This window comes from Shinella sp. CPCC 101442, assembly GCF_024704725.1.
Lineage (GTDB): Bacteria > Pseudomonadota > Alphaproteobacteria > Rhizobiales > Rhizobiaceae > Shinella.
Window position 1 is genome coordinate 412203 of the sequence record NZ_JALIQS010000003.1, and the last position, 22454, is coordinate 434656.

The following is a 22454-nucleotide window of genomic DNA, read 5'->3' on the forward strand; positions in this document are numbered from 1 at the left end:
ACCGCGTAAGAGTAACGCGAACTGCCGTTAGAAGGTCGAAAAAATCTTGCCGGGGTTGAGAATGTTGTCCGGATCCAACGCCTGCTTGATCTGCTTCATCAACGTAACCGCACCACCCAGCTCCGTCGGCAGGAAAGCCTGCTTGCCCTGGCCGATGCCGTGTTCGCCCGTGCAGGTGCCGTCCATGGCGAGCGCGCGTGCGTTCAAGCGCCCGACGAAGGCCTCGACCTTCTCCAGATGCACAGGATCCTTGTCATCGAAGACCACGCAGACATGGAAATTGCCATCACCGGCATGGCCGACGATCGGCGCGAGCAGGCCGTGCTCCTCGATGTCGCGCTCCGTTTCCGCCACACAATCGGCAAGGCGCGATATCGGCACGCAGACGTCGGTCGCGATTGCCTCATAACCGGGGCGTAGCGCCTTCGACGCCCAATAGACATTGTGCCGCGCCTTCCAGAGCTTTGCCCGCTCGTCGGCATCGGCACTCCAGTGGAATTCTCCGCCACCGCACTCGGCGGCGATGGCGCCGAATTCTTCCGATTGCAGCCGCACGCTCTCTTCCGTGCCGTGGAACTCCACGAACAGCGTCGGCTGCTCCGGCAGCGCCAGGCCGGAATAGGCGTTGCAGGCCTTGATCTGCAGCGTGTTGAGCAATTCGATGCGGGCAACGGGAATGCCGAGCTGAATACACATGATCACGGCGTTGCTGGCATCCTTCAGCGTCGGGAAGCCGCAGATACCGCCTGCAATGACCGCGGGAATGCCTTGCAGGCGCAGCGTGACGGAGGTGAGCACGCCGAGCGTGCCTTCCGCGCCGACAAGGAGGCGCGTGAGGTCATAACCGGCCGACGATTTGCGCGCCCGGCGCGCGGTGCGGATTTCCTCACCCGTCGCCGTGACGGCCGTCACGGCCAGCACATTGTCCTTCATCGTGCCGTAGCGCACGGCATTGGTGCCGGAGGCGCGCGTCGAAGCCATGCCCCCGATCGAGGCATTGGCGCCGGGGTCGATGGGAAAGAACAGGCCGGTGTCGCGCAGATAGATGTTCAGTTCCTCGCGGGTGATGCCCGGCTCGACCGTGCAGTCGAGGTCCTCGGCATTCACCTCGAGAACGCGCTTCATGTTGCTGAAATCGATCGAGATACCGCCAAAGGGCGCATTCACCTGCCCCTCCAGCGACGAGCCCGTACCGAAGGGAATGACGGGAACCCTGAGTTCCGCGCAAAGCCCGACGACGGCCTTCACCTCTTGCGCATTCTCGACGAAGACGACGGCATCGGGAAGCTGGGCGGGAATGTAGGTGGTGGTATGGGCGTGCTGCGCGCGGATCGCCTCGCCGGTCTGCAACCGCGCGCCAAAACGCTCGGAAAGCCCGGCAAGCGCCTGCGCGATGCCTTCCTCGTTGCGCAGGCCCGTCCTGATATCCGCCAATGCCATGGTAACATCCTCACTCTCTGAGGTTTACTCAGCAAATTGGCGCCCGGCTGTCCAGCCGCAATATCCGCTCATGCCAGGCATTTCCGGCAGCGTCACTCCGCCGCCTGCGCCAGCGCCTCTTCTTTCGGCTGCGTCTTCTCCCGGGTGCGGGTCAGCATTTCGGCATGTTGCAGCTCGGCGGCAAGCCGGCGCTCTTCGTCGGCATGCGGGCTCGTGAAGCGGGCAATGGCCAGATAGGCGACGGGTGTCAGGTAGAGCGTCACGACCGTCGCAAGGCCCAGCCCGCCCACCAGAACCCAGCCGAGCGAGATGCGTGCTTCCGCGCCAGCCCCGCTTGCCAGCACCAGCGGCACCGCGCCGACGATGGTCGCGATCATCGTCATCAGCACGGGGCGCAGACGGATGTTGGCGGCGTTCTCGATGGCGCTGCGGATATCCTGCCCCTGGTCACGCAGCTGGTTGGCGAATTCGACGATCAGAATGCCGTTCTTCGCCATGATGCCGACAAGCAGCACAAGCCCGATCTGACTGTAGATATTGAGCGTCGTACCGGTCAGGATCATCGCGAAGACGGCGCAGGCAAGCCCGAGCGGCACCGTCACCATGATGATGATGGCGCTGACGAAGCTTTCAAACTGCGCGGCCAGCACCAGGAAGATGATGGCGATGGCGAAGCCGAAGGTGATGATGAGACCGCTCGAATTCTCCTGCAGCGAGGCGGCTTCCGCCATCGGCATCAGGCGCGACCCCTCCGGCAGCAGGGGTTGTGCCATCTCCTCGACCATGGAAAGCGCATCGCCGAGCGCGAGGCCGTCCTTCAGACCGGCGGACAGTGAAACGGCGCGCAGCTGCTGCTCGCGCGAGAGCTGCGGGGCGACCGCCTTTTCCTCCAGCGTCGCGATGGAGGACATCGGCACGATCTTGCCGTCGCCGGTCTTGAGGAAGATGTTTTCGAGGTCCATCGGGTCATTGATGGGCGTCGTGGTGGAGGATAGCTTGACCGGATAGGACTGGCCCTCGACATAGATGTCGACGACGCTGGTGCCCTCCAGCATGGCCTGCAAGGCGGCGGAAAGGCCTGTTATGTCGATGCCCAGATCGGCCGCGCGCTCGCGGTCGACGGTCACGGAAAGCTGCGCCTGGTTGGCCTCGTAATTGAGGCGAACGTTCTCGAAACGGCCGCTGTCCTCGATCTTGCGCACCAGTTCCGCCGCCGCATTGCCGAGCTTGGTGTAGTCGTTGCCGACCAGCGCCACCTGCAAGCCGTTGCCGGCGCCGCGAATACCGAGACTGTTCGGCTGCTGCGCGAAGGCGCGCACCGACGGCACACCGGCGACGGCCTTGTTGATATCCTGCACGATCTGCTGCTGCGTGCGCTCGCGCTCGCTCCAGGGCGCCAGCGTCAGCACCATGAAGCCGCTGTTCGTCGAACCGCCCTGCCCTGAAATCGAGAAGATGTTGACGATCTCGCCGCCGTCATAGAGCGGGCGCAGCTTGTCCTCGATGATTTCCATCTGGTCCTGCGCGTATTCGAGCGACACGCCCTGCGGTGCGTTGATGCGCAGCATCACCATCGAGCGGTCCTCGCTCGGCGTCAGTTCGGATTTGATGGTGAAGAACGAGGTGGCGCCCGCCGCCGTGAAAAGCAACGCGACGATGAAGACGATGAAAGGCGCGCCGAGGCAGGTGCTGAGCGATGTGCGGTAGAAGCGCGAGGCCGCCCCGCCGATACGGGCCAGAATACCGGTATGGGCGTGCGTCATGTCCTTGGTCAGCATGCGCGAGGCGAGCATGGGGCAAAGCGTCAGCGCCACGAAAGAGGAGAGCAGGATGGCAAAGGCGAGCACGAAACCGAATTCGCGGAAGAGCCGCCCCGCCTGACCGGGCAGGAAGGAAAGCGGCACGAACACGGCGGCGAGCGTCGCCGTCGTCGCGATGACCGCGAAGAACACCTCCAGCGTACCGAGGATGGCGGCGGCGCGTGGTTTCAGGCCCTCGGCCCGGCGGCGCACGATGTTTTCGAGCACCACGATGGCGTCGTCCACCACGAGACCGGTTGCGAGCACGATGGCGAGCAGCGTCAGGATGTTGATGGAGAAGCCGGCCATGTAGATGGCCGCGATGGTGCCGATCAGCGCGATCGGCATGCTGATCGTCGGAATGAGCGTCGCACGCCAGTCGAGCAGGAAGAGATAGATGACGAGCGTGACGATCACCACGGCGACGACCAGGGCGATTTCCACCTCGTGGATCGCGCCATCGATGAAGACCGCGTCGTCGCTGGTGATCTTGATCTGCGTGCCTTCGGGCAGGATGGTGCCGAACTGCGCCACCATCTGCTTCACGCCGGTGGAGATATCGAGCGTGTTCGACTGCGCCTGCCGGATGATGCCGAGACCGATGCCCTGCCGCCCGTTCGAGCGTAGCGCCGTCGAGCCTTCGTCCGGTCCCAGCGAGACCATGGCGACGTCGCCAAGGCGCACATGGTTCTTCAGGATGAGGTTTTCGAAATCGCTCGGCTTGGTCAGGTCCGCCGTCGCGCGAACGGTGATGTCCTGGCTCTGGCTCTTCAGCGAACCGGCCGGCACGTCGAAGGCGGCGGTTGCCAGCGCGTTGCGCAGGTCAGCGACCGTCAGCCCGCGCGCGGCGAGCTTCGCCTGATCGACATCGACGCGAAAGATCTTTTCCTGATCACCATAGACGGCAACGTCGGCAACGCCCTCGACAGAGGCGAGGCGGTCGGTGATCTCGTTTTCGGCGAGCAGCGTCAGGTCTTCGAGCGACAGCGTGTCGGACGTCAGCGCAAGCCGCATGATCGGCTGGCTGTCCGCGTCGGCCTTCACCACGCGCGGATCGTCGGCGTCGTCGGGCAGTTGGTTGGTCACGCGCCCGAGCGCGTCACGCACGTCGTTGGCGGCCTGGTTGATATCCGTGGTGTCGGAGAATTCCAGCGTCACGCGGCTGCGGCCGAAGGAGGAGACCGAGGAGATTTTCTTGATGCCCTGGACGCGCGAAACGCCGCCTTCGATGACATCGGTCAGTTCGCGGTCGATGGTTTCCGGCGACGCGCCGTCAAAATCGGTGGTGACGCTGATGACGGGTTGATCGATGGAGGGCAATTCGCGGATTTCGATGCCGGTGAAGGCAGCAAGGCCGGCAATGATGATCAGCGCATTGACGACGAGGGCAAAAATCGGCCGACGAATGAACAGCGCGGTAAAGCCGGCCTTGCCGGTATCGTTCATTCCCGTCGTCTCGCCCGACATCACGTGCCCTCCGCGATGGCAGGTTTTTCCTTGGTGCCGCGCTCGTCGGCAGTGCGCACCGCGCCGCCTTGGCGCAGCGTCTGCACACCCTCGACCACGACGGCGTCACCCTCGGCAAGCGCGGCCTTGACCAGAACCTTGTCCGGATTGCGCTGGACGATGTGAACGGGCACGCGCTCTACCTTGTCGCCGGACACACGCCAGATGTAGGAACCGTCGGCACTCCACTGGAGAGAGAGCGGATCGACGCTTGGATAGAGGTCGCCGGCAAAGCGCATGGTCACCTGGAAGGACATGCCGGCGCGCAACACGTCGTCGGCATTGGCGATGCGGGCGCGGACGCGGAGCGTGCGGCTTTCCTGATCGATGCGGTTGTCGATGGCCTGCACCTTGCCGGTGAAGACCTCGCCCGGCCGTGCGACCGCTGTCGCGCTCACTTCGCCGCCAACCTTGACGCTCAAGGCAAAACGCTCCGGCACCCAGTAATCGACGAGGATCTCCGACCGGTCGTCGATACGGGCAATCGCCGTCGACGTCGTGACATAGTCGCCCGGATTGACGGAGATGATGCCCACCACCCCGCCATAGGGCGCGGTGATGTCGCGGCGACGCAGTGTCAACTCGGCATTGCGCAACGCCAGTTCAGCGGCCTTCAGCGCCGTCTGGGCGTCTTGCAGGTCGGCCGTGCTGGTGGAGGAACGGAGGTTTTCCAGGCGCTTCAGCTTCTGCTGCGCGGCCTCGACGGTAACACGAGCCTGATCGGCGGCAATCTTCTGCTCGTCGCTGTCGAGCCGGGCGATCACCGCTCCCTGCTCCACCCGCGTGCCGGACTCGACGAGGACTTCCGTGAGGTTACCGGTCGCATACGGCGTGACCGTTACCGTGCGGATCGCCTCACCGTCGCCGATGGCGTTCAGGCGGTCGTTGACGGTGGCCATGGCGACCGGCTTGGTGGCGACCAGCGTCGGTCCACCGCCGAAACCGCCACGACGCCCACCGCCTTCGTTCCCGCCCGCCGCCTTCTCCTCGGAGGCAGGCGCGATGGCCGCGACAAGCGGAGCCGGTAGGCCGGTGGCCGTCAGCATGCCGTTTGCGCCGGGCACGAAGCGACCCCAGAGCAGGACCCCGGCCGAAATCACGCCAAGGCTGATGAGGAGCTGTTTCCAAACTCGCATGCACTCTCTCTCCGATGGAAGCGAACCGTCACGTGTTGCATTGCGACTTAGGGCAAGTATCCCGTTTTGGAAATGAACCGACAATGAAAGAATCGGATCATTACGGATTTGTAAGATTGGAGGCCCGACTGTTACCGAAATGTAAGAAACTGTGGAGAAATCTTCCCGCGCCGCCGCCTCTCGGAGCATGGGGATGACTGGACGTCCCCTTCGCTTGTGATAGCGTTTCTGTCGGCCGCGAGGCCGTATTATATCAGAAATTCTTCATAAACATATTGATCGAGAGGGAAATCCATGTGCGACGCCTGCGTTATTGAAACCGTGAAATCCCGCATGCTTTCGAGACGAAGCTTCTTCCGTGCCGCCGCCGCGGGCGGGGCCGCCGTTGCCGCCGCCAGTACCGGCGCGCTGAGCCCGGCGCTCGCCCAGGCGCCGTCGAAGGTAACGGACCTCACGCATGAACTGTATGAGGAGTTTCCGACCTTTTTTGGCCAGCAGCAGTTCTGGCGCGAGCAGAAGTTCAATTACAAGGAACACAAGTTCAATCTCTTCGAGCTGCGCGTCAACGAGCACACCGGCACCCATCTCGACGCACCGCTGCATTTTTCCGAGGATGGCAAGTCGGTCGCGGAAATCCCGGTTTCCGACCTCGTCGTGCCGCTCGCTGTCATCGACATCCGCGCGAAGGCCGATGCCAATCCGGATGCGCAGCTGACGCCGGATGACATCAAGGCATGGATTTCCGCCAATGGCGATTTGCCGGAGAAGGCCTGCGTGGCGCTCAATTCCGGCTGGGGCAAACATCTCGGCACGGACAAGTTCCGCAATGCCGATGCCGAGGGCAAGATGCACTTTCCCGGCTTCCATGTCGAAGCGGTGCAGTATCTGGCGGAAAGCTCCAGCGCCGTCGGCATCGCCGTCGATACGCTGTCGCTCGACTACGGCATCTCGCCGGACTTCGCCACGCACTATGCCTGGCTCGCCTCCGGCCACTGGGGGCTTGAAGGTGCGGCCAATCTGGACCAGCTTCCGGCCAAGGGCGCCACGATCATCGTCGGTGCGCCGAAAGTGCGCGGCGGTACGGGCGGCCCGTCACGCGTTCTCGCACTGGTCTAAGTCTATCGGCCGGCGGTCCACCGCCGGCCCATCCCGCAGGAGAACACGATGAGCACCGTCAAACCAGCCGAAGACCTCGAAGCGAACCCGCGCGTCAAGGCGGTGTTCGACGACATCCGCGCGACCCGCAAATCGGATTTCGTCAACAATATGTGGCGCTACCTCGCCTTCGATCCAGCCTTGCTGGAACGCACCTGGGCGGAGGTGAAGGCCGTCATGGCAACGCCCTCGACGCTCGATCCGCTGGTCAAGGAAATGCTCTACATCGCCGTATCCGTCACGAATGGCTGCAGCTACTGCGTCCATTCCCACACCGCCGCCGCCAAGGCCAGGGGCATGACGGATGCGCAATATGGCGAACTGCTCGCCATCGTCTCGCTCGCCGGCAAGACCAACCAGCTTGCGACGGCGCTGCAATTGCCCGTGGACGGCGTTTTCGACGCGGATCGCGCAAAGCCCTGAGCGGGCAGCGCTTTCCACAATCCTCCGACCAATCTTTTCCCCCGCGGAATAAAAGCAGAACGGAAAACTGGTCTTTCGGACCCGAATCACTACATTGAACCGCATGATCAGCGGTTACGACGACATTCCCTTCTTCGATGAAGACCCGCAGCTCGGCGCCAGGCCCGCCGCGCCGGCCAAACCGGCCGCCGGTGGCCAGAGCATCGGCATTGCCGCACGCGCCATGGCGGCCCGCGATGCCAACCGTGCGCCGGACTATCTCACCGGCCTCAACCCCGAACAGCGCGAGGCGGTCGAGACCGTCGACGGCCCCGTGCTCGTGCTTGCCGGCGCCGGCACGGGCAAGACGCGCGTGCTCACCACCCGCATCGCCCATATCCTGGCGACCGGCCGCGCCTTCCCGAGCCAGCTTCTGGCGGTGACCTTCACCAACAAGGCCGCGCGCGAGATGAAGGAGCGTATCGGCCTGCTCGTCGGCGGCGCCGTCGAGGGCATGCCCTGGCTCGGCACCTTCCACTCGATCGGCGTGAAACTTCTGCGCCGCCATGCAGAATTGGTCGGCCTGCGCTCGGATTTCTCGATCCTCGACACCGACGATGTCGTGCGCCTGATCAAGCAGATCCTGCAGGCCGAGAGCATCGACGACAAACGCTGGCCGGCCAAGCAGTTCGCCGGCATGATCGACGGCTGGAAGAACAAGGGGCTCGATCCGGCGCAGATCCCCGAGGGCGACGCCCGCGCCTTCGCCAACGGCAAGGGCCGCGAACTCTACGTCGCCTACCAGAACCGCCTGAAGACGCTGAACGCCTGCGACTTCGGCGATCTGCTGCTGCATCCGATCCGCATGTTCCGCGCCAATCCGGATGTGCTGGCCGAGTATCACCAGAAATTCCGCTACATCCTCGTCGACGAGTACCAGGACACCAACACCGCGCAATATATGTGGCTACGCCTGCTCGCGCAGCGCCCCAAGGGCACGCCGCAGAACGTCTGCTGCGTGGGCGACGACGACCAGTCGATCTATGGCTGGCGCGGCGCGGAGGTGGATAACATCCTGCGCTTCGAGAAGGACTTTCCGGGCGCCAAGGTCGTCAAGCTGGAGCGCAATTACCGCTCGACCGCCCACATTCTCGGAGCTGCCGGCCACCTGATCGCCCACAACGAGGACCGCCTCGGCAAAACGCTCTTCACCGACCGGCACGATCCCGACGATGACAAGGTCGTCGTGCATGCCGCCTGGGATTCGGAAGAAGAAGCCCGCGCCGTCGGCGAGGAGATCGAGCAGCTCCAGCGCAAGGATCACAAGCTCAACGACATGGCGATCCTCGTGCGCGCCTCCTTCCAGATGCGCGAATTCGAAGACCGCTTCGTCACGCTCGGCCTCAACTACCGCGTCATCGGCGGCCCGCGTTTCTATGAGCGGCTCGAAATCCGCGATGCGATGGCCTATTTCCGCCTTGTCAGCCAGCCATCGGACGATCTCGCCTTCGAGCGCATCGTCAACACGCCCAAACGCGGCCTTGGCGATACGACGATCCGCAACCTGCACGACTATGCCCGCGCCCGCGATATCCCGATGCTCGCCGCCGCCGCCGATATCATCGAGACGGACGAGCTGAAACCGAAGGCCCGCAAGGCGCTGTTCGATGTCGTGACGGATTTCCGTCGCTGGCAATCCTTGCTGGAAAACACACCGCACACGGATCTTGCCGAGCAGATCCTCGACGAGAGCGGCTATACCGCCATGTGGCAGGCCGACAAATCGGCCGAAGCACCGGGGCGCCTCGACAACCTCAAGGAGCTGATCCGCTCGATGGAGGCCTTCGAATCGATGCGCGGCTTCCTGGACCACGTTTCGCTGGTCATGGATACCGAGCAGAACGCGGAGCTCGACGCGGTCTCGATCATGACGCTGCACTCGGCCAAGGGCCTCGAATTCGAGACCGTCTTCCTGCCGGGCTGGGAAGAAGGCCTTTTCCCGCACCAGCGCGCGCTGGATGAGGGCGGCCGCTCCGGCCTCGAAGAAGAACGCCGCCTTGCCTATGTCGGCATCACGCGCGCAAAACGACGCTGCCACATCTGGTTCGTCTCCAACCGCCGCATCCACGGCCTCTGGCAATCGACGCTGCCCTCACGCTTCCTCGACGAGCTGCCGGAAAGCCATGTCGAGGTTGCCGAGGTCGAACAATCCTATGGCGGTTACGGCCGTGGGGGCGGATATGGCCAGTCGCGTTTCGACAAGCAGGAACCGTTCCAGAACGCCTATTCGACACCCGGCTGGCGCCGCGCGCAGGCCAACCGCACCGATGCGACGCGCGACAACTGGGGCTCGCGCTCCGGCCATGCCGTCGAGCGCATCGGCTATGGCGAGAGCGGACCACGGGCGAAAACGATCGACGGGGAACTGGTGGCGAAATCCACCATGAGCGAACCGTCGAAATTCACCGTCGGCGACCGTGTCTTCCACATCAAGTTCGGCAACGGCAATGTCGCGGCGATAGAAGGCAACAAGCTGACGATCGACTTCGACCGCGCCGGCCAGAAACGCGTGCTCGACGGGTTCGTCGAGCGGGTGTGACGAGGCCGCCCTGCGGCCCCGTCCGTGCTGATTTCAGGATGCCTTGCGCATCATGCCCAGCCGCGCGGCGCGCTCTTCCGACGTCCAGATCTCGCTGCCGTCGCGACGCAGGGTGCGACGGTTGAGCTGGAAGCGGTTCACCAGTTCGCTGAGCGTGATCGCGCCTTCGGCAAGGATTTGGCTGGTCGATGTCGTATGCTCGACCATGGCAGCGTTTTCCTGCGTGATGCGGTCGACGTCGCTCACGGCCGCGCTGATCTCCTCCAGGCCGCTGGCCTGTTCGCTGGCGGAGGTGGCGATCGCATCGACATTGTGATCGATCTCTTCGACGAAGTTCTCGATCTCCCGCAACGCCCGACCGGTCTCGCCGACAAGACGCACGCCTTCCTGCACCTCTGCGCTGGAATTGGTGATCAGCGTCTTGATCTCGCGCGCCGCCTTGGCGGAGCGCTGGGCAAGCTCGCGTACCTCCTGCGCCACGACGGCAAAGCCTCTGCCCGCTTCACCGGCACGTGCCGCCTCCACGCCGGCATTGAGCGCCAGAAGATTGGTCTGGAAAGCGATCTCGTCGATGACGCCGATGATCTGGCCGATCTCGCTCGATGCGGCCTCGATCCGCTGCATCGCGCTCACCGTATCGTTCACAACGCCGGCGGACGTATTGGCCGAAACGCGGGCATCCTGCACGAGCTTGCGTGTCTCGCGGGTGCGCTCCGTCGCGGAACGAACGGCAACCGTCGCCTGCGTCAGTGCGGCAGCGGTCTCTTCCAGAGCAACGGCCTGCTGGCGCGTGCGCTCGGAAAGCTCCTCGGCTGCCTTGCGCATGTCCTGTCCGCTGCGGTTCTGCGTATAGGTCTGGTCCAGCACCTCCGACAACGTTTTCTGGAAGGCACCGATCGAATTGTTGAAGTCGCGCCGCAGCGGCTCGAATTCCGGAATGAAGTCATTGTCGATCGTCATGCGGATATTGCACTCGGCAAGACGGCCGAGACCCGCGCCGATCTCCTCGATCGCCCGCACGCGCTCGGTCACGTCGGTCGCGAACTTCACAACCTTGAACACCCGGCCATCGGCATCGAGAATCGGGTTGTAAGAGGCCTGGATGTGGACCTTGCTGCCGCCCTTGGTGATGCGCGTGAACTGGTCGGACACGAAATGCCCGTCGGCAAGCCGCTTCCAGAAGTCCCTATAGGCCGCACTTGCCACATGTTCCGGCTCACAGAACATGGAATGGTGCCGGCCGACGATATCCGACAGCTGATAACCGAGTGCCGCGAGAAAGTTGGCGTTGGCGGTCAGGATCTTGCCGTCAGGGGTGAATTCGATGACCGCCTGGGCACGGCCGAGTGCCGTCAGCTTGCCGTCGTCCTCCATCGCCTTGCGTTTGGCGGCGGTGATGTCGGTGGCGAATTTCACCACCTTGTACGGTTTGCTGCCGCGAAAAACCGGGTTGTAGGACGCCTCGATCCAGATTTCACGGCCGCCCTTGGCCACGCGCTTGTACTGGCTCTGGTCGAAACGACCTTCGGCAAGCCGCGTCCAGAAGGTCGCATATTCGGCCGAGCGCGCCTCTTCCGGCTCGACGAAGAGACGGTGGTGCTTGCCGACGATTTCCGAAAGCTCGTAGCCGACAGCATCAAGGAAATTCTTGTTGGCATGCAGGATCTTGCCCGTCAGATCGAATTCGATGATCGCCTGCGACTTGTTCATCGCAGCAAGCACGGCGCGGGCATTCATTCCAAAATCAAAAGCAGTCACGTTCGCTCCCCAACCACGATGCGACCCCGCTTCCCCGGGATCGGCACTAGACGTTTGCTAGATTTGACCGAAAACCGTTAGCTTTTGCTAAACCAAACTGCTGTCGACCATAACAATCGAACAAAGCGCGCAAAAAAATAATACTAAAACGAAAACCGGCGCCGCAAGGGCGCCGGTTTTCAAGGAACATCCGGTTTGGATCAGGCGCCGGCCTTGCGGTAGAGCGCGGCAAGCTGGGTGCGGGACGACGGGATTTCCGGCACGACGACCATCATGGTGATATGGCCGCGCTTGAAGGCTTTGAGGAACGGCTCGTAGTTCTGGAAGGCGACACAGCCATGCGAGCCCTTCTGGCCACGCAGAAGGTTGGTGTGCGTCAGAAGACCCGTGCGGTTCTTCGGATCGCGTCCATCGACGGAGAGCATGCGGATGGCTTCGACGCCGTGGAAACGCTGTTCGCGCATCCGGAGGCGATAGATACCGGCCGGGGTCGGGCCGTTCATCTTGACATGTTCGTAGCGCGGGTTGTCGCGCATCTTGCCGATGCCGGAATGCGCGCGCAGCTTCGTGCCGTCGGGCATGTACACGGTCGCGCTCGAGACGTCGTAGATCGCAACCTTCGTGCCGCGACCCGGCCAGCCCGTGCCTGAGCCCTTGCTTTTGAAGAGATCGCCGAACAGCGAGCGCTCCGGCTTCACGAGCGCGACGTCCTCATCCTTGTCCTTGGCTTTCGCGTCGTCGCGCTTGTCGGTGCGCGCAACGGGCTTTTCCTCGACGACAGGCTTTTCGATGGTGACGGTTTCGAGTGCCGGGCGGGTTTCCGGCAGCGGTATTTCGCTCAGAAGATTTTCTTCCTCGACGTCCGGCTTCTTCATGACGAGGCCGAAGGGCTGGATGTCCTTGCGGGCAGACTGATCCTCGATGAGCGCGGTGACGAGCACCGGCTGGCCGGTTATGGCCTTTTCCTGTTCAACGCTGCGCTCGGCGCGGGCGACGGCCGCATCGATCATCGCGGCTTTCGCCTTCTCGCGCTTCACGACGGCCGCAAGCTGGATGGAAATCTTGCGCTGGTGCGCGATCTGGATCGCTTGTGCCGTCAGCTGCTTCTGGCGGACGTCGCTTTCCGAAGGCTTGGAAAGACGCGCGAATTTCTGGATCCTGATCGTGCGTTCGCTCGCGCCTTTGTTGGTGGCGAGCGAGGCGACGTGAAGGGGAGCAGACAGGCTCTTCTTGCCTTCCGAAAGCGAGGAGGCCGCATGCTGCATCGCGCCCAGCGTCGAAACGACGGCCCAGGCGGACCCGGCGATGACGCCGCAGGCAAGCAATGCGCTGACAAGGATGCCGCCGGAACGAACCCGACGGGATTTCGACGCGGAACGCGCGGAACTGTACACAGACGCCATGATACTCGTTACCCGAAACTCGTTACTCGACGCGGCCGCGGAAACTACACTCCGAGAGCCGTTACGCTGGCGGCGGGGGGAGCCAGGGGCTCCGAACATCCGCCGAACGAGCAAAGAATGACGAAATATGGTAAGCAATTCCTAAACGGCGCCTCGTGTTTTTGAAGGTAACCGCCGGAAGGTCCTCAAGACCCGGCGAAACTGCCCTCTCACGAGAATGCGGCGCTCGCGTGTCCGAGCGCGCCTGCCTCCCTAGAATTGGGGATGCCGGTTTAACCAGTCGGTCGCTTTTTCATAGGCCGCGGCCACCGAAAGCACATCCCTGTCGGCCCGCGCCGGGCCGATGATCTGGATACCGGCGGGCAGGCCGCTTTCGCCGAAACCGGCCGGCATGGCCGCGACGGGAAGGCCGGCGAGCGTGGGGCCGATCACCACTTCCATCCAGCGGTGGTAGGTGTCCATCGTCTTTCCGCCGACCGTTTTCGGCCAGTCCATTCCGGCGTCGAAGGGAAAGACCTGCGCGGAGGGCAGGATCAGGAAGTCATGGCTTTCGAAGAGACCGGCAACATAGCGGTGCCAGTCGCTGCGGGCGAGCGAGGCGGCATAGACATCCTTTGCCGCAAGCTGGTGGCCGTTTTCGATTTCCCAGATCATCTCGGGCTTCATGCGCGCACGCCTTGCCGGATCGGCATAGTCGGCCGCCTGCCCGTTCGCGACGAGGAAGTGACGCAGCGTGCGCCAGGTCTGCCAGAGCCTGTCCATGTCGAAGCCGGGTGCGACATCTTCCACCGTGCAGCCAAGCCCGCGAAAAACCTCGAGCGACGCGTGGCAGAGTTCCAACACGCCCGGCTCGAAGGGCAAGTAGCCGCCGAAATCGCCGAGCCAGCCGATGCGGGTGCCGGAAAGGTCACGGTGCGGATCGAGCGCCAGGCTTTCATCGGTCAGCGACAGGGGATCGCGCGGATCGTGCCCGGCCTGCGTGGCGAACAACGCCGCGACATCGGCAACCGTGCGCCCCATCGGTCCGTTGACGGCGAGTTGGCCGAGGAACAACTCGTTGCCGAGCGAGGGTATGCGGCCGAAAGACGGGCGGAAGCCGACCACATTGTTGAAGCCGGCGGGATTGCGCAGCGATCCCATCATGTCGCTGCCGTCGGCGACCGGCAGAATTTGCGCCGCCAGCCCCGCCGCAGCGCCACCGGACGAGCCGCCGGCACTCTTGCCGGTGTTATAGGGATTGCGCGTGACGCCGAAGACAGGATTGTAGCTGTGCGACCCCAGGCCCATTTCCGGCGCGTTGGTCTTGCCGATGATGATGGCCCCCGCCGCACGGATGCGCTCGACATGGATGTCGTCATAATCAGGCACGAAATCCGCATAGTTGGCGGAACCGAAGGAACAGAGAATGCCTTTCGCCTCGGACAGATCCTTGATCGCAAAGGGCATGCCATGCAGCCAGCCCCGATACTCGCCGGCCGAAAGCGCCCTGTCGGCGGCATCGGCTTCCGCCAGAAGCTCTTCCGCCGGGCGCAGGCTGACGATGGCGTTGATCCGGGGATTGATCGCCTCGATACGGGCGAGATAGGCCGCCATCACGCTTCGGCAATCGAGCCGGCGCTCGGCAATGGCGGCGGAAAGGGCAAGGGCGGAAAGGGCTGTGATGTCCTGCAAGGTCGGCTCCGGCATTTGTCTTCGAGAAGAGCTAGCAGGCCGATTGAAGGAGCGCCAGCCCGGCCGTTCAGCCGGGCGACGCGCCCTGGCGGAATGCGAGTGCCAGAAGGGCGACGGCGGCAAGCGAGCCGAGCGTGCGCACATGGTTCCACATCGTCCAGACCTCGATATAGCGCTGCCAAAGCGTGGCCTGCTCGGCGCTGCCGGCCTGTGCGGCGGCGAGTGCATTGTTCAGAGGCACGTTGAAGACGACCGTCACGCCGAAGACGGCGACGAGGAAGGCGATGCCGCCCGCCGCCGCCATCAGCCCGGCCGTTCCGCCCTGCATGTAGCCGATGACGGCAAGGCCGAGAGAGAGCAGCGTTGCGCCGAAAAAGGCGGAAAAGAACAACGGGTTCTGGATGACGTCATTGATCGCATTCATCGCCGCCGTGCCCTCGACCGGCGAAAGGCGCGAGAAAGCCGCCATGATGCAGACCGAGAAGATGAAGAAGAGCCCCGCATTCAGCGCCGTCGCGAGAATGGCGAGAAAGGTCAGGATGGGAAACACACTTGCCATGATCAGGTCCTCCAGAAACCGGTTTCGGCAACATCGCGGGCGAAATCCGCAAAATCGCGCGGCGGGCGGCCGAGCACACGCGCGATATCATCGCTCAGGCGCTCGTTGCGCCCGTCAAGCACCGAGCCGAAGAGATAGCTGACGAGCCAGATAACGTCTTCCGGCATCTGCGCCTCCCGCAGCATCTCCGCATAGGCTTCGATCGTCACGGGCGTGTAGGCGACGTCGCGACTGCCCGCTGCGGCAAACTCGGCCACCGCGTCGGAAAACGTCATCAGCCGCGGGCCGGTCAGTTCGTAGGTCTGGCCCGCATGCCCCTCCTCCGTCAGCGCCGCCACGGCCATGTCGGCGATATCGGCCGTATCGACGAAAGGTTCGCGCACCGTGGCCGAAGGCAGAACGAGTTCGCCGGCAAGGATCGGTTCGGCAAACAGGCCCTCGCTGAAATTCTGGAAGAACCAGCTGCCGCGCAGAACCGTCCACGCAATACCCGCCTCCTTCATCGCCTCTTCGCTCACCTCGGCGGCATCCTCACCCCGGCCGGAGAGCAGCACGAGGCGCTTGACGCCCGCCTCGGCAGCAAGGCGCGAGAGCTTGCGGATGTCGTCGTCCGAGCCCGGCACAGCAAGGTCCGGCTGGTAGGCGATGTAGACGGCGTCGATGCCGGACAGGACTGCCGGCCATCCGGCGGCGTTGCGCCAGTCGAACGGGATCGGCCCCGAGCGCGAGCCGATGCGTACATCGTGTCCCCTTGCCCGCAGCCGCTCGGTAACCGGCCGCCCCGTTTTCCCTTCGCCACCCAGAACCAGAATATGTGTCATTTCCCATCCTCCAAAATATGAGATTTACTCATATTTGCAAAATGTGAGAAATCCTCGTATTTGTCAAGCCTGATATGTGACGAGCCCTGGAGAACGCGATGACCGACACGCAGATGCGCCGCGCGCCAAGCCAGAAGCGCAGCCGCGACCGGGTGGATGCGATCCTTGCCAATGCGACCGGCATGATTGCGGAGACGGGCAGCGACGCGCTGCGTATGAGCGAGCTTGCCCAGCGTACGGGCATCTCCATCGGGTCGCTCTACCAGTATTTTCCCGACAAGAGCGCCATCGTGCACGCCCTTGCCGAGCGCTGCAACGAGGACAGCCGCGCCTGCATCGCCGAAGGCCTTTCCACCGTCACCAGCATGGAGGGCCTCGCCGCCGCTTTCGGTACGCTGATCGACACCTATTATGCCATCTTCCTGGCCGAGCCGGTCATTCGCGACATCTGGTCCGCCGTACAGGCGGACGGCGCCTTGCGTGCAATGGAGGTCGAGGAAAGCCGCCGCAACGGGGGCCTTCTCGGCGCGCGGCTGAAGGCGCTTCGACCGGCAACCGACCCGTCGAAAATCGACGCGACCGCCCTGCTCGTCATGCATCTCGGCGAAGCGACGATGCGCCTTGCCGTCTCCGTCGAGCGCGCGGAGGGCGACGCGCTGGTGGAGGCCTACAAGCGCATGGCGATACGGGAACTGACCGCGCTCTGATCTCGTGAAGCCCATCACCGATTTTTGAAGGACACCCCCCTTTTTCTTCCGCACGCCTGAACCATCTCATTACGATGTGCACGGAGGGGTGACGGTCATGCTGACGACGCTTGCCTTGCTGATGAGCCTGACAGCCGGCACCGCTGTCGCCGCTTCCGGGGAGGAAGTCGACGTGGAGCTGGTGCTGGCCGTCGATGTTTCCGGCTCCATGGATATCGAGGAAGCGCAGATCCAGCGCGCCGGCTATGTCGATGCGCTTCGCCACGCCGATTTCGTCAATGCCGTGCGCGAAGGGCTCACCGGGCGCATCGCCATCAGCTACTTCGAGTGGGCCGGCACGGTTCGCGACAGCTCGCACATCCCCTGGCAGATCATCTCCGGCCCTGATGACGCCAATGCCTTTGCCACGCTGCTGGAAGCCCGCCCGATCGCGACGCGGCGCGGCACATCGATATCGAGCGCCATCGCCTATGGCGCAAGACTCTTCGATACCAACAGCTATTCCGGCATGCGCCGCGTCATCGACGTTTCTGGCGACGGCCCGAACAATTTTGGCCCGCCCGTGACGCCGGCGCGCGACGCGGCCAATGCGCTCGGCATCATCATCAACGGCCTTGCCATCATGATCCGTCCCTCCGCCGCCTATGGCTCGCTGGACGATTACTATTCGAACTGCGTCATCGGCGGCCCCGGCGCCTTCGTCCTGCCGGTGCAGGAACCGGAGGATTTCGCCATCGCCATCCGGCGCAAGCTGATCCTGGAGGTCAGTGGCTCCCAACCGCCCGCCCGCATCATCCCGGCCGCCGGCAGCGATGTCGATTGCCTGATCGGCGAAAGGCTGCGCCCCAGCAACATGGATCGCTATTACCCCGAACTCGACCGCTAGAAGCCCTGTTCCAGCCGAAACAGCGCCACCGGTTCCCTCGTGCGACAGTGAGCTACTGGATGAAATCCCTTCATCCTTTCACTGGAAGAGAGGAGACTGAAATGCGCAAGTTCCTTATGTCCGCCGTTGTCGCGACCATCGCAGCGGTATCCTTCGCAGCACCCTCGCAGGCCGGCGGCTTCTACTTCGGCTTTGGCGGCGGCCATGGCCATCACGGCTGGAGCGGCCACCACGGCGGCTATGTCACCCACTACTACGGCCATCGCCGGCATTGCTTCTGGAAGAAGATCAAGCGCTACGATCACTGGGGCAACCTCGTCATCAAGCGCGTGAAAATCTGCCGTTAAGCAGCGGCAGCGGCCCGGTTTTCGCCGGAAATCCACACTGCCCCGGCCGCCTAGCGGTCGGGGTTTTCCCCGTTTCGGAAAACGCACTTTTCGCAAGCTATTCCTTTTGCACGAAAATCGTGGTTATATTGAATGAACGTTCAGCAAAATAATGGGGAGCGACATGAACGAGATGATCCGCGATATCAGCATTCCCAACGACTGGGACCGGAGCGGACTTCCCGGCTGGTGTTATCACAGCCCCGCTTTGCTGGAGCTGGAAAAGCAGCACGTTTTCCGCGAGCACTGGCAGATCGCCTGCCATGTCTCCGACATCCCCGAGCCGGGCAACTACCTCGCCATGGATGTCGTCGGCGAACGCGCGCTGATCCTGCGCGGACAGGACGGCGAGGTGCGCGCCTTCCACAATATCTGCCGTCATCGCGGCTCCCGCCTTGTCGCGGACGAGAAGGGAAGCTGCCGCAACGCGCTGGTCTGTCCGTTCCACGGCTGGGTCTACAATCTCGACGGCACGCTGCGCGGTGCCGCCCGCCCGCGCAGCTTCCCGCCACTCGACAAGGATGAGTTCGCGCTGAAGTCGCTCGAATGCGAGATCTGGCAGGGCTTCGTCTTCATCCGCTTCGCTCCCGGCCCGCAACCCTCTGTCGCCGACATGATGAAGCCCTTCGAGACGGAGCTTTCCCATTACCGTTCGGAGCAGATGGTGCCGACCGGGGGCATCTGGACGCAGGAAACCCCCGTCAACTGGAAGTCCGTGCGCGATGTCGACAACGAGGGCTATCACGTCGCCATGGCCCACCCGGCGCTTCAGGACCTCTACGGCTCGACCTATTACGACGAGCCCTTCATCGACGGACTCTGCCGGTCCTTTGCGACCTACAATCCCCATGCCGGCCGCCGCTGGAGCGTGCGCAACTACGTCAAGATTTCGCCTGAGAACACGCAGCTGCCGGAACACTTGCGCAAGGCCTGGATCTACTTCGGTCTTTTCCCGAACTGCGTCATCGCTGTGACCCCCGAAACCGTACAGTTCTATCAGGAGTTTCCCGTCGCCGTCGGCAAGACGATGCTGCGCGGCGGCATCTACCGCCACCGGGAGGAAGACCGAGCGCATCGCCTCGCCCGCTACCTCGCCTTCCGCATCGACCGCGACACGCAGGCCGAGGACGTACAACTCACCGTCTGGTCGAACGAGGCCATGACCTCCAACGCCTTTGCCGGCTTCTACCTCTCCGACCTCGAATACGGCGTGCGCACCCACCACGACCATCTGCGCAAGGTGCTTCCGGTGATGACCCTGAAGGACGCACCGGAGGAAAAGGCCATGGCGGAGGCAAATGCCGGCCTGAAAAGCCGGAGCTAGGTTTTACGAGGGACGGGGTTTTGGCAGAGGCACGTCCTCGAGATGCTCACCGGGCCAGGTGGCGATTGAGTGGACCTGCTCGAGGACACGGTCCTTCAGATAGGTTTCCTGTCCCGGCAGGCCCATCGGATAGAGAGCATCCCGACTTGCCTCATAGGCAGCGCTCTTGTCGGTGCAGAGACGAATGCGCATATCCTCCGGAGCGGCGCCAGCCTGGTTCTGCAAGCCCTCGACAGGCCCCGCACCGGCAGGCAGGCGGCCATCGAAGGCCTGCGTCAGATATTGCGCGGACCGCTCATTGCGTTCACGTTCCGTCGTCGCCCCCAGGACGACCACCATCACGCGCCGGCCGCCCCGCGTCGCCAGCCCGACGATGTTACGCCCCGAGGCGCAGATGAAGCCGGTCTTCATCCCGATCGTGCCGCTGAAACGCGTCAGGAGCAGATTGTTGGACTTGATCTCCTTGCCGTCGATCGTGACCGCGGAGGCCTGAAAGAAGCGGCGGTATCCCGGAAACGAGCGGTCCACCTCCATGCCGAGGATCGCGAGATCGCGGGCGGTCGTGTAGTTCGTCTTGTCGAACAGGCCGTTCGGGTTCGAATAGTGAGTGCCGGTGAGCCCAAGGCGTGCGGCCGTCTTGTTCATCCGCTCGACGAAAGACGCCTCGTTGGACGCCACGGCTTCGGCAAGTGCCACGGCGACGTCATTGGCCGACGCGGTAATCACCGCATAAAGCGCGTCTTCCAGCGTCATCGTCCGCCCGAAGGTCAGGCCGGACTCCAGAAACGCCTGCTTCGTCGCGTTGCGCGTCATCGTCACATGCGTCGACATGGTGACTTCGCCGGCTTTCAACGCCTCGAAAACGACGAGCGCCGTCATGAGCTTGGTCGTGGAGGCCGGATACCAGGGCGCGCCGGCGTCTTCCTGGTAGAGCACCTGGCGGCTGTCGGCATCGACCACGAGCACGGGCGTGGCATGGGCCGATGCCGCCATGAAAAGCGGCGCCCACGCGAAAAGCGATGCGATAAGGGCCTGTCTCCTCCACGACCGTTTTTCCATTGTGTCTTTGCTCATGTGCCATTCTCCGAAGAAGGTGCCGTAATGCCATCATGCGCCGCGTGAGCGCAAGCTTTTGCTGCAACCCGAAGCCGCCGGAGCGACCGCTCGTCCTGCATCGAACACACGAATCGAGGCGCGTAAAAAAGAGGCCCACTTTCGCGGGCCTCAAATGTTTGGACCGGGGAATGGGTCGCTCCAAACAAGCTTTTTGAGGGACTTAGCCCCTCCAGAGCCCTTCCCGGACAAGATCGTCCATGGTGAGTTCGATGCCCCTGCGCAGGATGTCCGTCATGTCGTCGATCTGCGAAAGCGAGATGGTCAGCGGCGGCGACATCACGCACATGTTAATGAGCGGGCGCACCAGCAGCCCCAATTCCTGGCAATGCTTGTCGATACGCTTGCCCACCTCGAGGTCGAGCGTCAGCGGGTTGTTGCTGACGCGGTCGGCGACGCATTCGACGCAGGCCATCAACCCGAGCCCACGCACCTCACCGACCAGCGGCAGTTCTTCGAGCGCCTTGAGGCTGTTCTGGAAATGCGCCGACACCGCCTGCGTATGCTCCAGCAGCCCGCCCTCGAGAATATCGAGGTTCTTCAGTGCCACTGCGCAGCCGACGGGGTGGCTGGAATAGGTGAGGCCATGCGCGAACATCGCCTCGGAGTGGTTCGAGCGGCGCAGCTCCTCGAACAACCGCCCCGCGATCATCACGCCGCCGAGCGGAAAATACCCTGACGTGACACCCTTTGCGAAGGTGATCATATCAGGCTCGATGTCGAAGACGTCCTTCGACGCGAAGACATGGCCGAGCCGCCCGAAGGCCGTCACCACCTCGTCGGCGATGAAGAGGATATCGTTGGCGCGGCAGAGCGCATGCATGCGCTTGAGGTAGCCCGGCGGTGGCACGATCACGCCACCGGACGCCATGACGGGCTCGGCGATGAAGGCGCCGATATTCTCCGCCCCCTTGTCTTCTATGACCTGCCGGAATTCCTCGACGAGGACATCGCAGAAGGCATCGACACCCATGCCGTCGGGCCGGCGGAAGGGATTCGGGCAGGAAAGCTTCACGACGAGGTCGGAGGCGCTGTCCATCCAGTCATGATCGCGCGGCCTGCCGTTGAGCGAGGCGGAGAGATAGGTCGAGCCGTGATAGCCGCCCTGCCGGGACACGATCAGCTTTTTCTCCGGCCGGCCCTTCACATTGTTGGCGAACTGCATGAAGCGCAGCGCCGTCTCGACCGCCGAGGAGCCGCCGGTCGTGTAGAACACATGGTCGACGCCGTCGGGCGCATGCCCCGCCAGCCGCGCCGAAAGCACGGCGGACGGCGCGTTGGTCGTGTACCAGGGCGAATTGTAGGACAGCTCCATGGCCTGAGAGGCCATCACGTCGGCAAGCTCCCTGTTGCGATGGCCGGCATTGACGCACCACATGCCGGCGGGGCCGTCGATCAGTCGGCGACCGCTGGCATCCGTGACATAGATGCCCTCGCCAGACTCGATTCGGCCGCGCGCCTCCGCGCCGATGGAGCCGGAGACGGGCCAGGGCTGCACGAGGTGCTGCTCGGCAAGCCGGGTCAGATCGTCAGGCGCCTCGCCGATCGGTTCATTCGCCGTCTTCGGAATTGCCGCCATGTCCCTCTCCATCACTAATTTTCGAAAAGATTCTGCGACCAACAATATGAAAGATTTTATATTTCCAGATCATATTGAATGTTCGTTCAATCAATATTGCAGAAGTGGGGCTTGATTTCAACGGGGATTTGGGCGCATGTTTCGTTTCGGGAACAACAAAGCCGAAAAGGCGGACAGACATGGGAATGGGAAAACTCACCCTCTATGAAA

The 22454-nt window shown here is 63.3% G+C and carries 17 protein-coding genes; 7 read left to right on the plus strand and 10 right to left on the minus strand.

The window, feature by feature from the left end; all coding sequences use genetic code 11:
* Window positions 1-27: 27 nt before the first annotated feature.
* The 3 genes from MUO32_RS12625 to MUO32_RS12635 form a co-directional block, all read right to left on the minus strand.
* Window positions 28-1440, minus strand: coding sequence for an FAD-binding oxidoreductase (locus tag MUO32_RS12625; protein ID WP_257948649.1), 1413 nt, complete (start codon window positions 1438-1440; stop codon window positions 28-30).
* Between the two features lie 92 nt (window positions 1441-1532).
* Window positions 1533-4706 carry an efflux RND transporter permease subunit gene (locus MUO32_RS12630; protein ID WP_257948650.1) on the minus strand — a complete coding sequence of 1058 codons (3174 nt, stop codon included), beginning with the start codon at window positions 4704-4706 and terminating at the stop codon, window positions 1533-1535.
* Window positions 4706-5881, minus strand: a complete 1176-nt coding sequence (locus tag MUO32_RS12635) for an efflux RND transporter periplasmic adaptor subunit (RefSeq protein WP_257948651.1) — start codon at window positions 5879-5881, stop codon at window positions 4706-4708. Before MUO32_RS12635 ends, MUO32_RS12630 begins: the two co-directional genes overlap by 1 nt.
* A gap of 294 nt (window positions 5882-6175) precedes the next feature.
* Between MUO32_RS12635 and MUO32_RS12640 the strand changes: the two genes are divergently transcribed.
* The 3 genes from MUO32_RS12640 (at window position 6176) to MUO32_RS12650 (ending at window position 10037) form a co-directional block, all read left to right on the plus strand.
* Window positions 6176-6997, plus strand: coding sequence for a cyclase family protein (locus tag MUO32_RS12640; RefSeq protein WP_257948652.1), 822 nt, complete (start codon window positions 6176-6178; stop codon window positions 6995-6997).
* Between the two features lie 48 nt (window positions 6998-7045).
* Window positions 7046-7459, plus strand: a complete 414-nt coding sequence (locus MUO32_RS12645; protein WP_257948653.1) for a carboxymuconolactone decarboxylase family protein — start codon at window positions 7046-7048, stop codon at window positions 7457-7459.
* Window positions 7460-7562: 103 nt separating this feature from the next.
* The gene (locus tag MUO32_RS12650) at window positions 7563-10037 is read left to right on the plus strand and encodes an ATP-dependent helicase (RefSeq protein ID WP_257949215.1); all 2475 of its coding nucleotides are present in this window, start codon (window positions 7563-7565) and stop codon (window positions 10035-10037) included.
* Window positions 10038-10070: 33 nt separating this feature from the next.
* Here the strand turns inward: MUO32_RS12650 and MUO32_RS12655 are convergent, their stop codons facing one another.
* From MUO32_RS12655 to MUO32_RS12675, 5 genes are all read right to left on the minus strand, one after another.
* On the minus strand, window positions 10071-11774 hold the full coding sequence (locus MUO32_RS12655; RefSeq protein ID WP_257949216.1) for a PAS domain-containing methyl-accepting chemotaxis protein: 1704 nt from the start codon (window positions 11772-11774) through the stop codon (window positions 10071-10073).
* 221 nt (window positions 11775-11995) lie between these two features.
* On the minus strand, window positions 11996-13198 hold the full coding sequence (locus MUO32_RS12660) for a DUF2778 domain-containing protein (protein WP_257948654.1): 1203 nt from the start codon (window positions 13196-13198) through the stop codon (window positions 11996-11998).
* A gap of 252 nt (window positions 13199-13450) precedes the next feature.
* A complete protein-coding gene (locus tag MUO32_RS12665; protein WP_257948655.1) occupies window positions 13451-14869 on the minus strand; it encodes an amidase in 1419 nt (472 codons plus the stop codon).
* Between the two features lie 67 nt (window positions 14870-14936).
* On the minus strand, window positions 14937-15428 hold the full coding sequence (locus tag MUO32_RS12670) for a DUF1772 domain-containing protein (protein WP_257948656.1): 492 nt from the start codon (window positions 15426-15428) through the stop codon (window positions 14937-14939).
* 2 nt (window positions 15429-15430) lie between these two features.
* Window positions 15431-16249, minus strand: coding sequence for an NAD(P)H-binding protein (locus tag MUO32_RS12675; RefSeq protein ID WP_257948657.1), 819 nt, complete (start codon window positions 16247-16249; stop codon window positions 15431-15433).
* Window positions 16250-16347: 98 nt separating this feature from the next.
* Between MUO32_RS12675 and MUO32_RS12680 the strand changes: the two genes are divergently transcribed.
* The 4 genes from MUO32_RS12680 (at window position 16348) to MUO32_RS12695 (ending at window position 19552) form a co-directional block, all read left to right on the plus strand.
* Complete coding sequence (locus MUO32_RS12680; RefSeq protein WP_257948658.1) at window positions 16348-16956, plus strand: TetR/AcrR family transcriptional regulator; 609 nt, start codon at window positions 16348-16350, stop codon at window positions 16954-16956.
* A gap of 97 nt (window positions 16957-17053) precedes the next feature.
* Complete coding sequence (locus tag MUO32_RS12685; protein ID WP_257948659.1) at window positions 17054-17842, plus strand: DUF1194 domain-containing protein; 789 nt, start codon at window positions 17054-17056, stop codon at window positions 17840-17842.
* A 101-nt stretch (window positions 17843-17943) separates the two neighbouring features.
* Window positions 17944-18189 carry a hypothetical protein gene (locus MUO32_RS12690; RefSeq protein WP_257948661.1) on the plus strand — a complete coding sequence of 82 codons (246 nt, stop codon included), beginning with the start codon at window positions 17944-17946 and terminating at the stop codon, window positions 18187-18189.
* Between the two features lie 163 nt (window positions 18190-18352).
* On the plus strand, window positions 18353-19552 hold the full coding sequence (locus MUO32_RS12695) for an SRPBCC family protein (RefSeq protein ID WP_257948663.1): 1200 nt from the start codon (window positions 18353-18355) through the stop codon (window positions 19550-19552).
* Between the two features lie 3 nt (window positions 19553-19555).
* Here MUO32_RS12695 and MUO32_RS12700 read toward each other — a convergent pair whose 3' ends face one another.
* Both MUO32_RS12700 and MUO32_RS12705 read right to left on the minus strand, forming a co-directional pair.
* Window positions 19556-20626: a D-alanyl-D-alanine carboxypeptidase family protein gene (locus tag MUO32_RS12700; RefSeq protein ID WP_257948664.1), complete on the minus strand. Its 1071-nt coding sequence runs from the start codon at window positions 20624-20626 to the stop codon at window positions 19556-19558.
* Window positions 20627-20828: 202 nt separating this feature from the next.
* On the minus strand, window positions 20829-22244 hold the full coding sequence (locus MUO32_RS12705; protein WP_257948665.1) for an aminotransferase: 1416 nt from the start codon (window positions 22242-22244) through the stop codon (window positions 20829-20831).
* Window positions 22245-22454 lie beyond the last annotated feature (210 nt).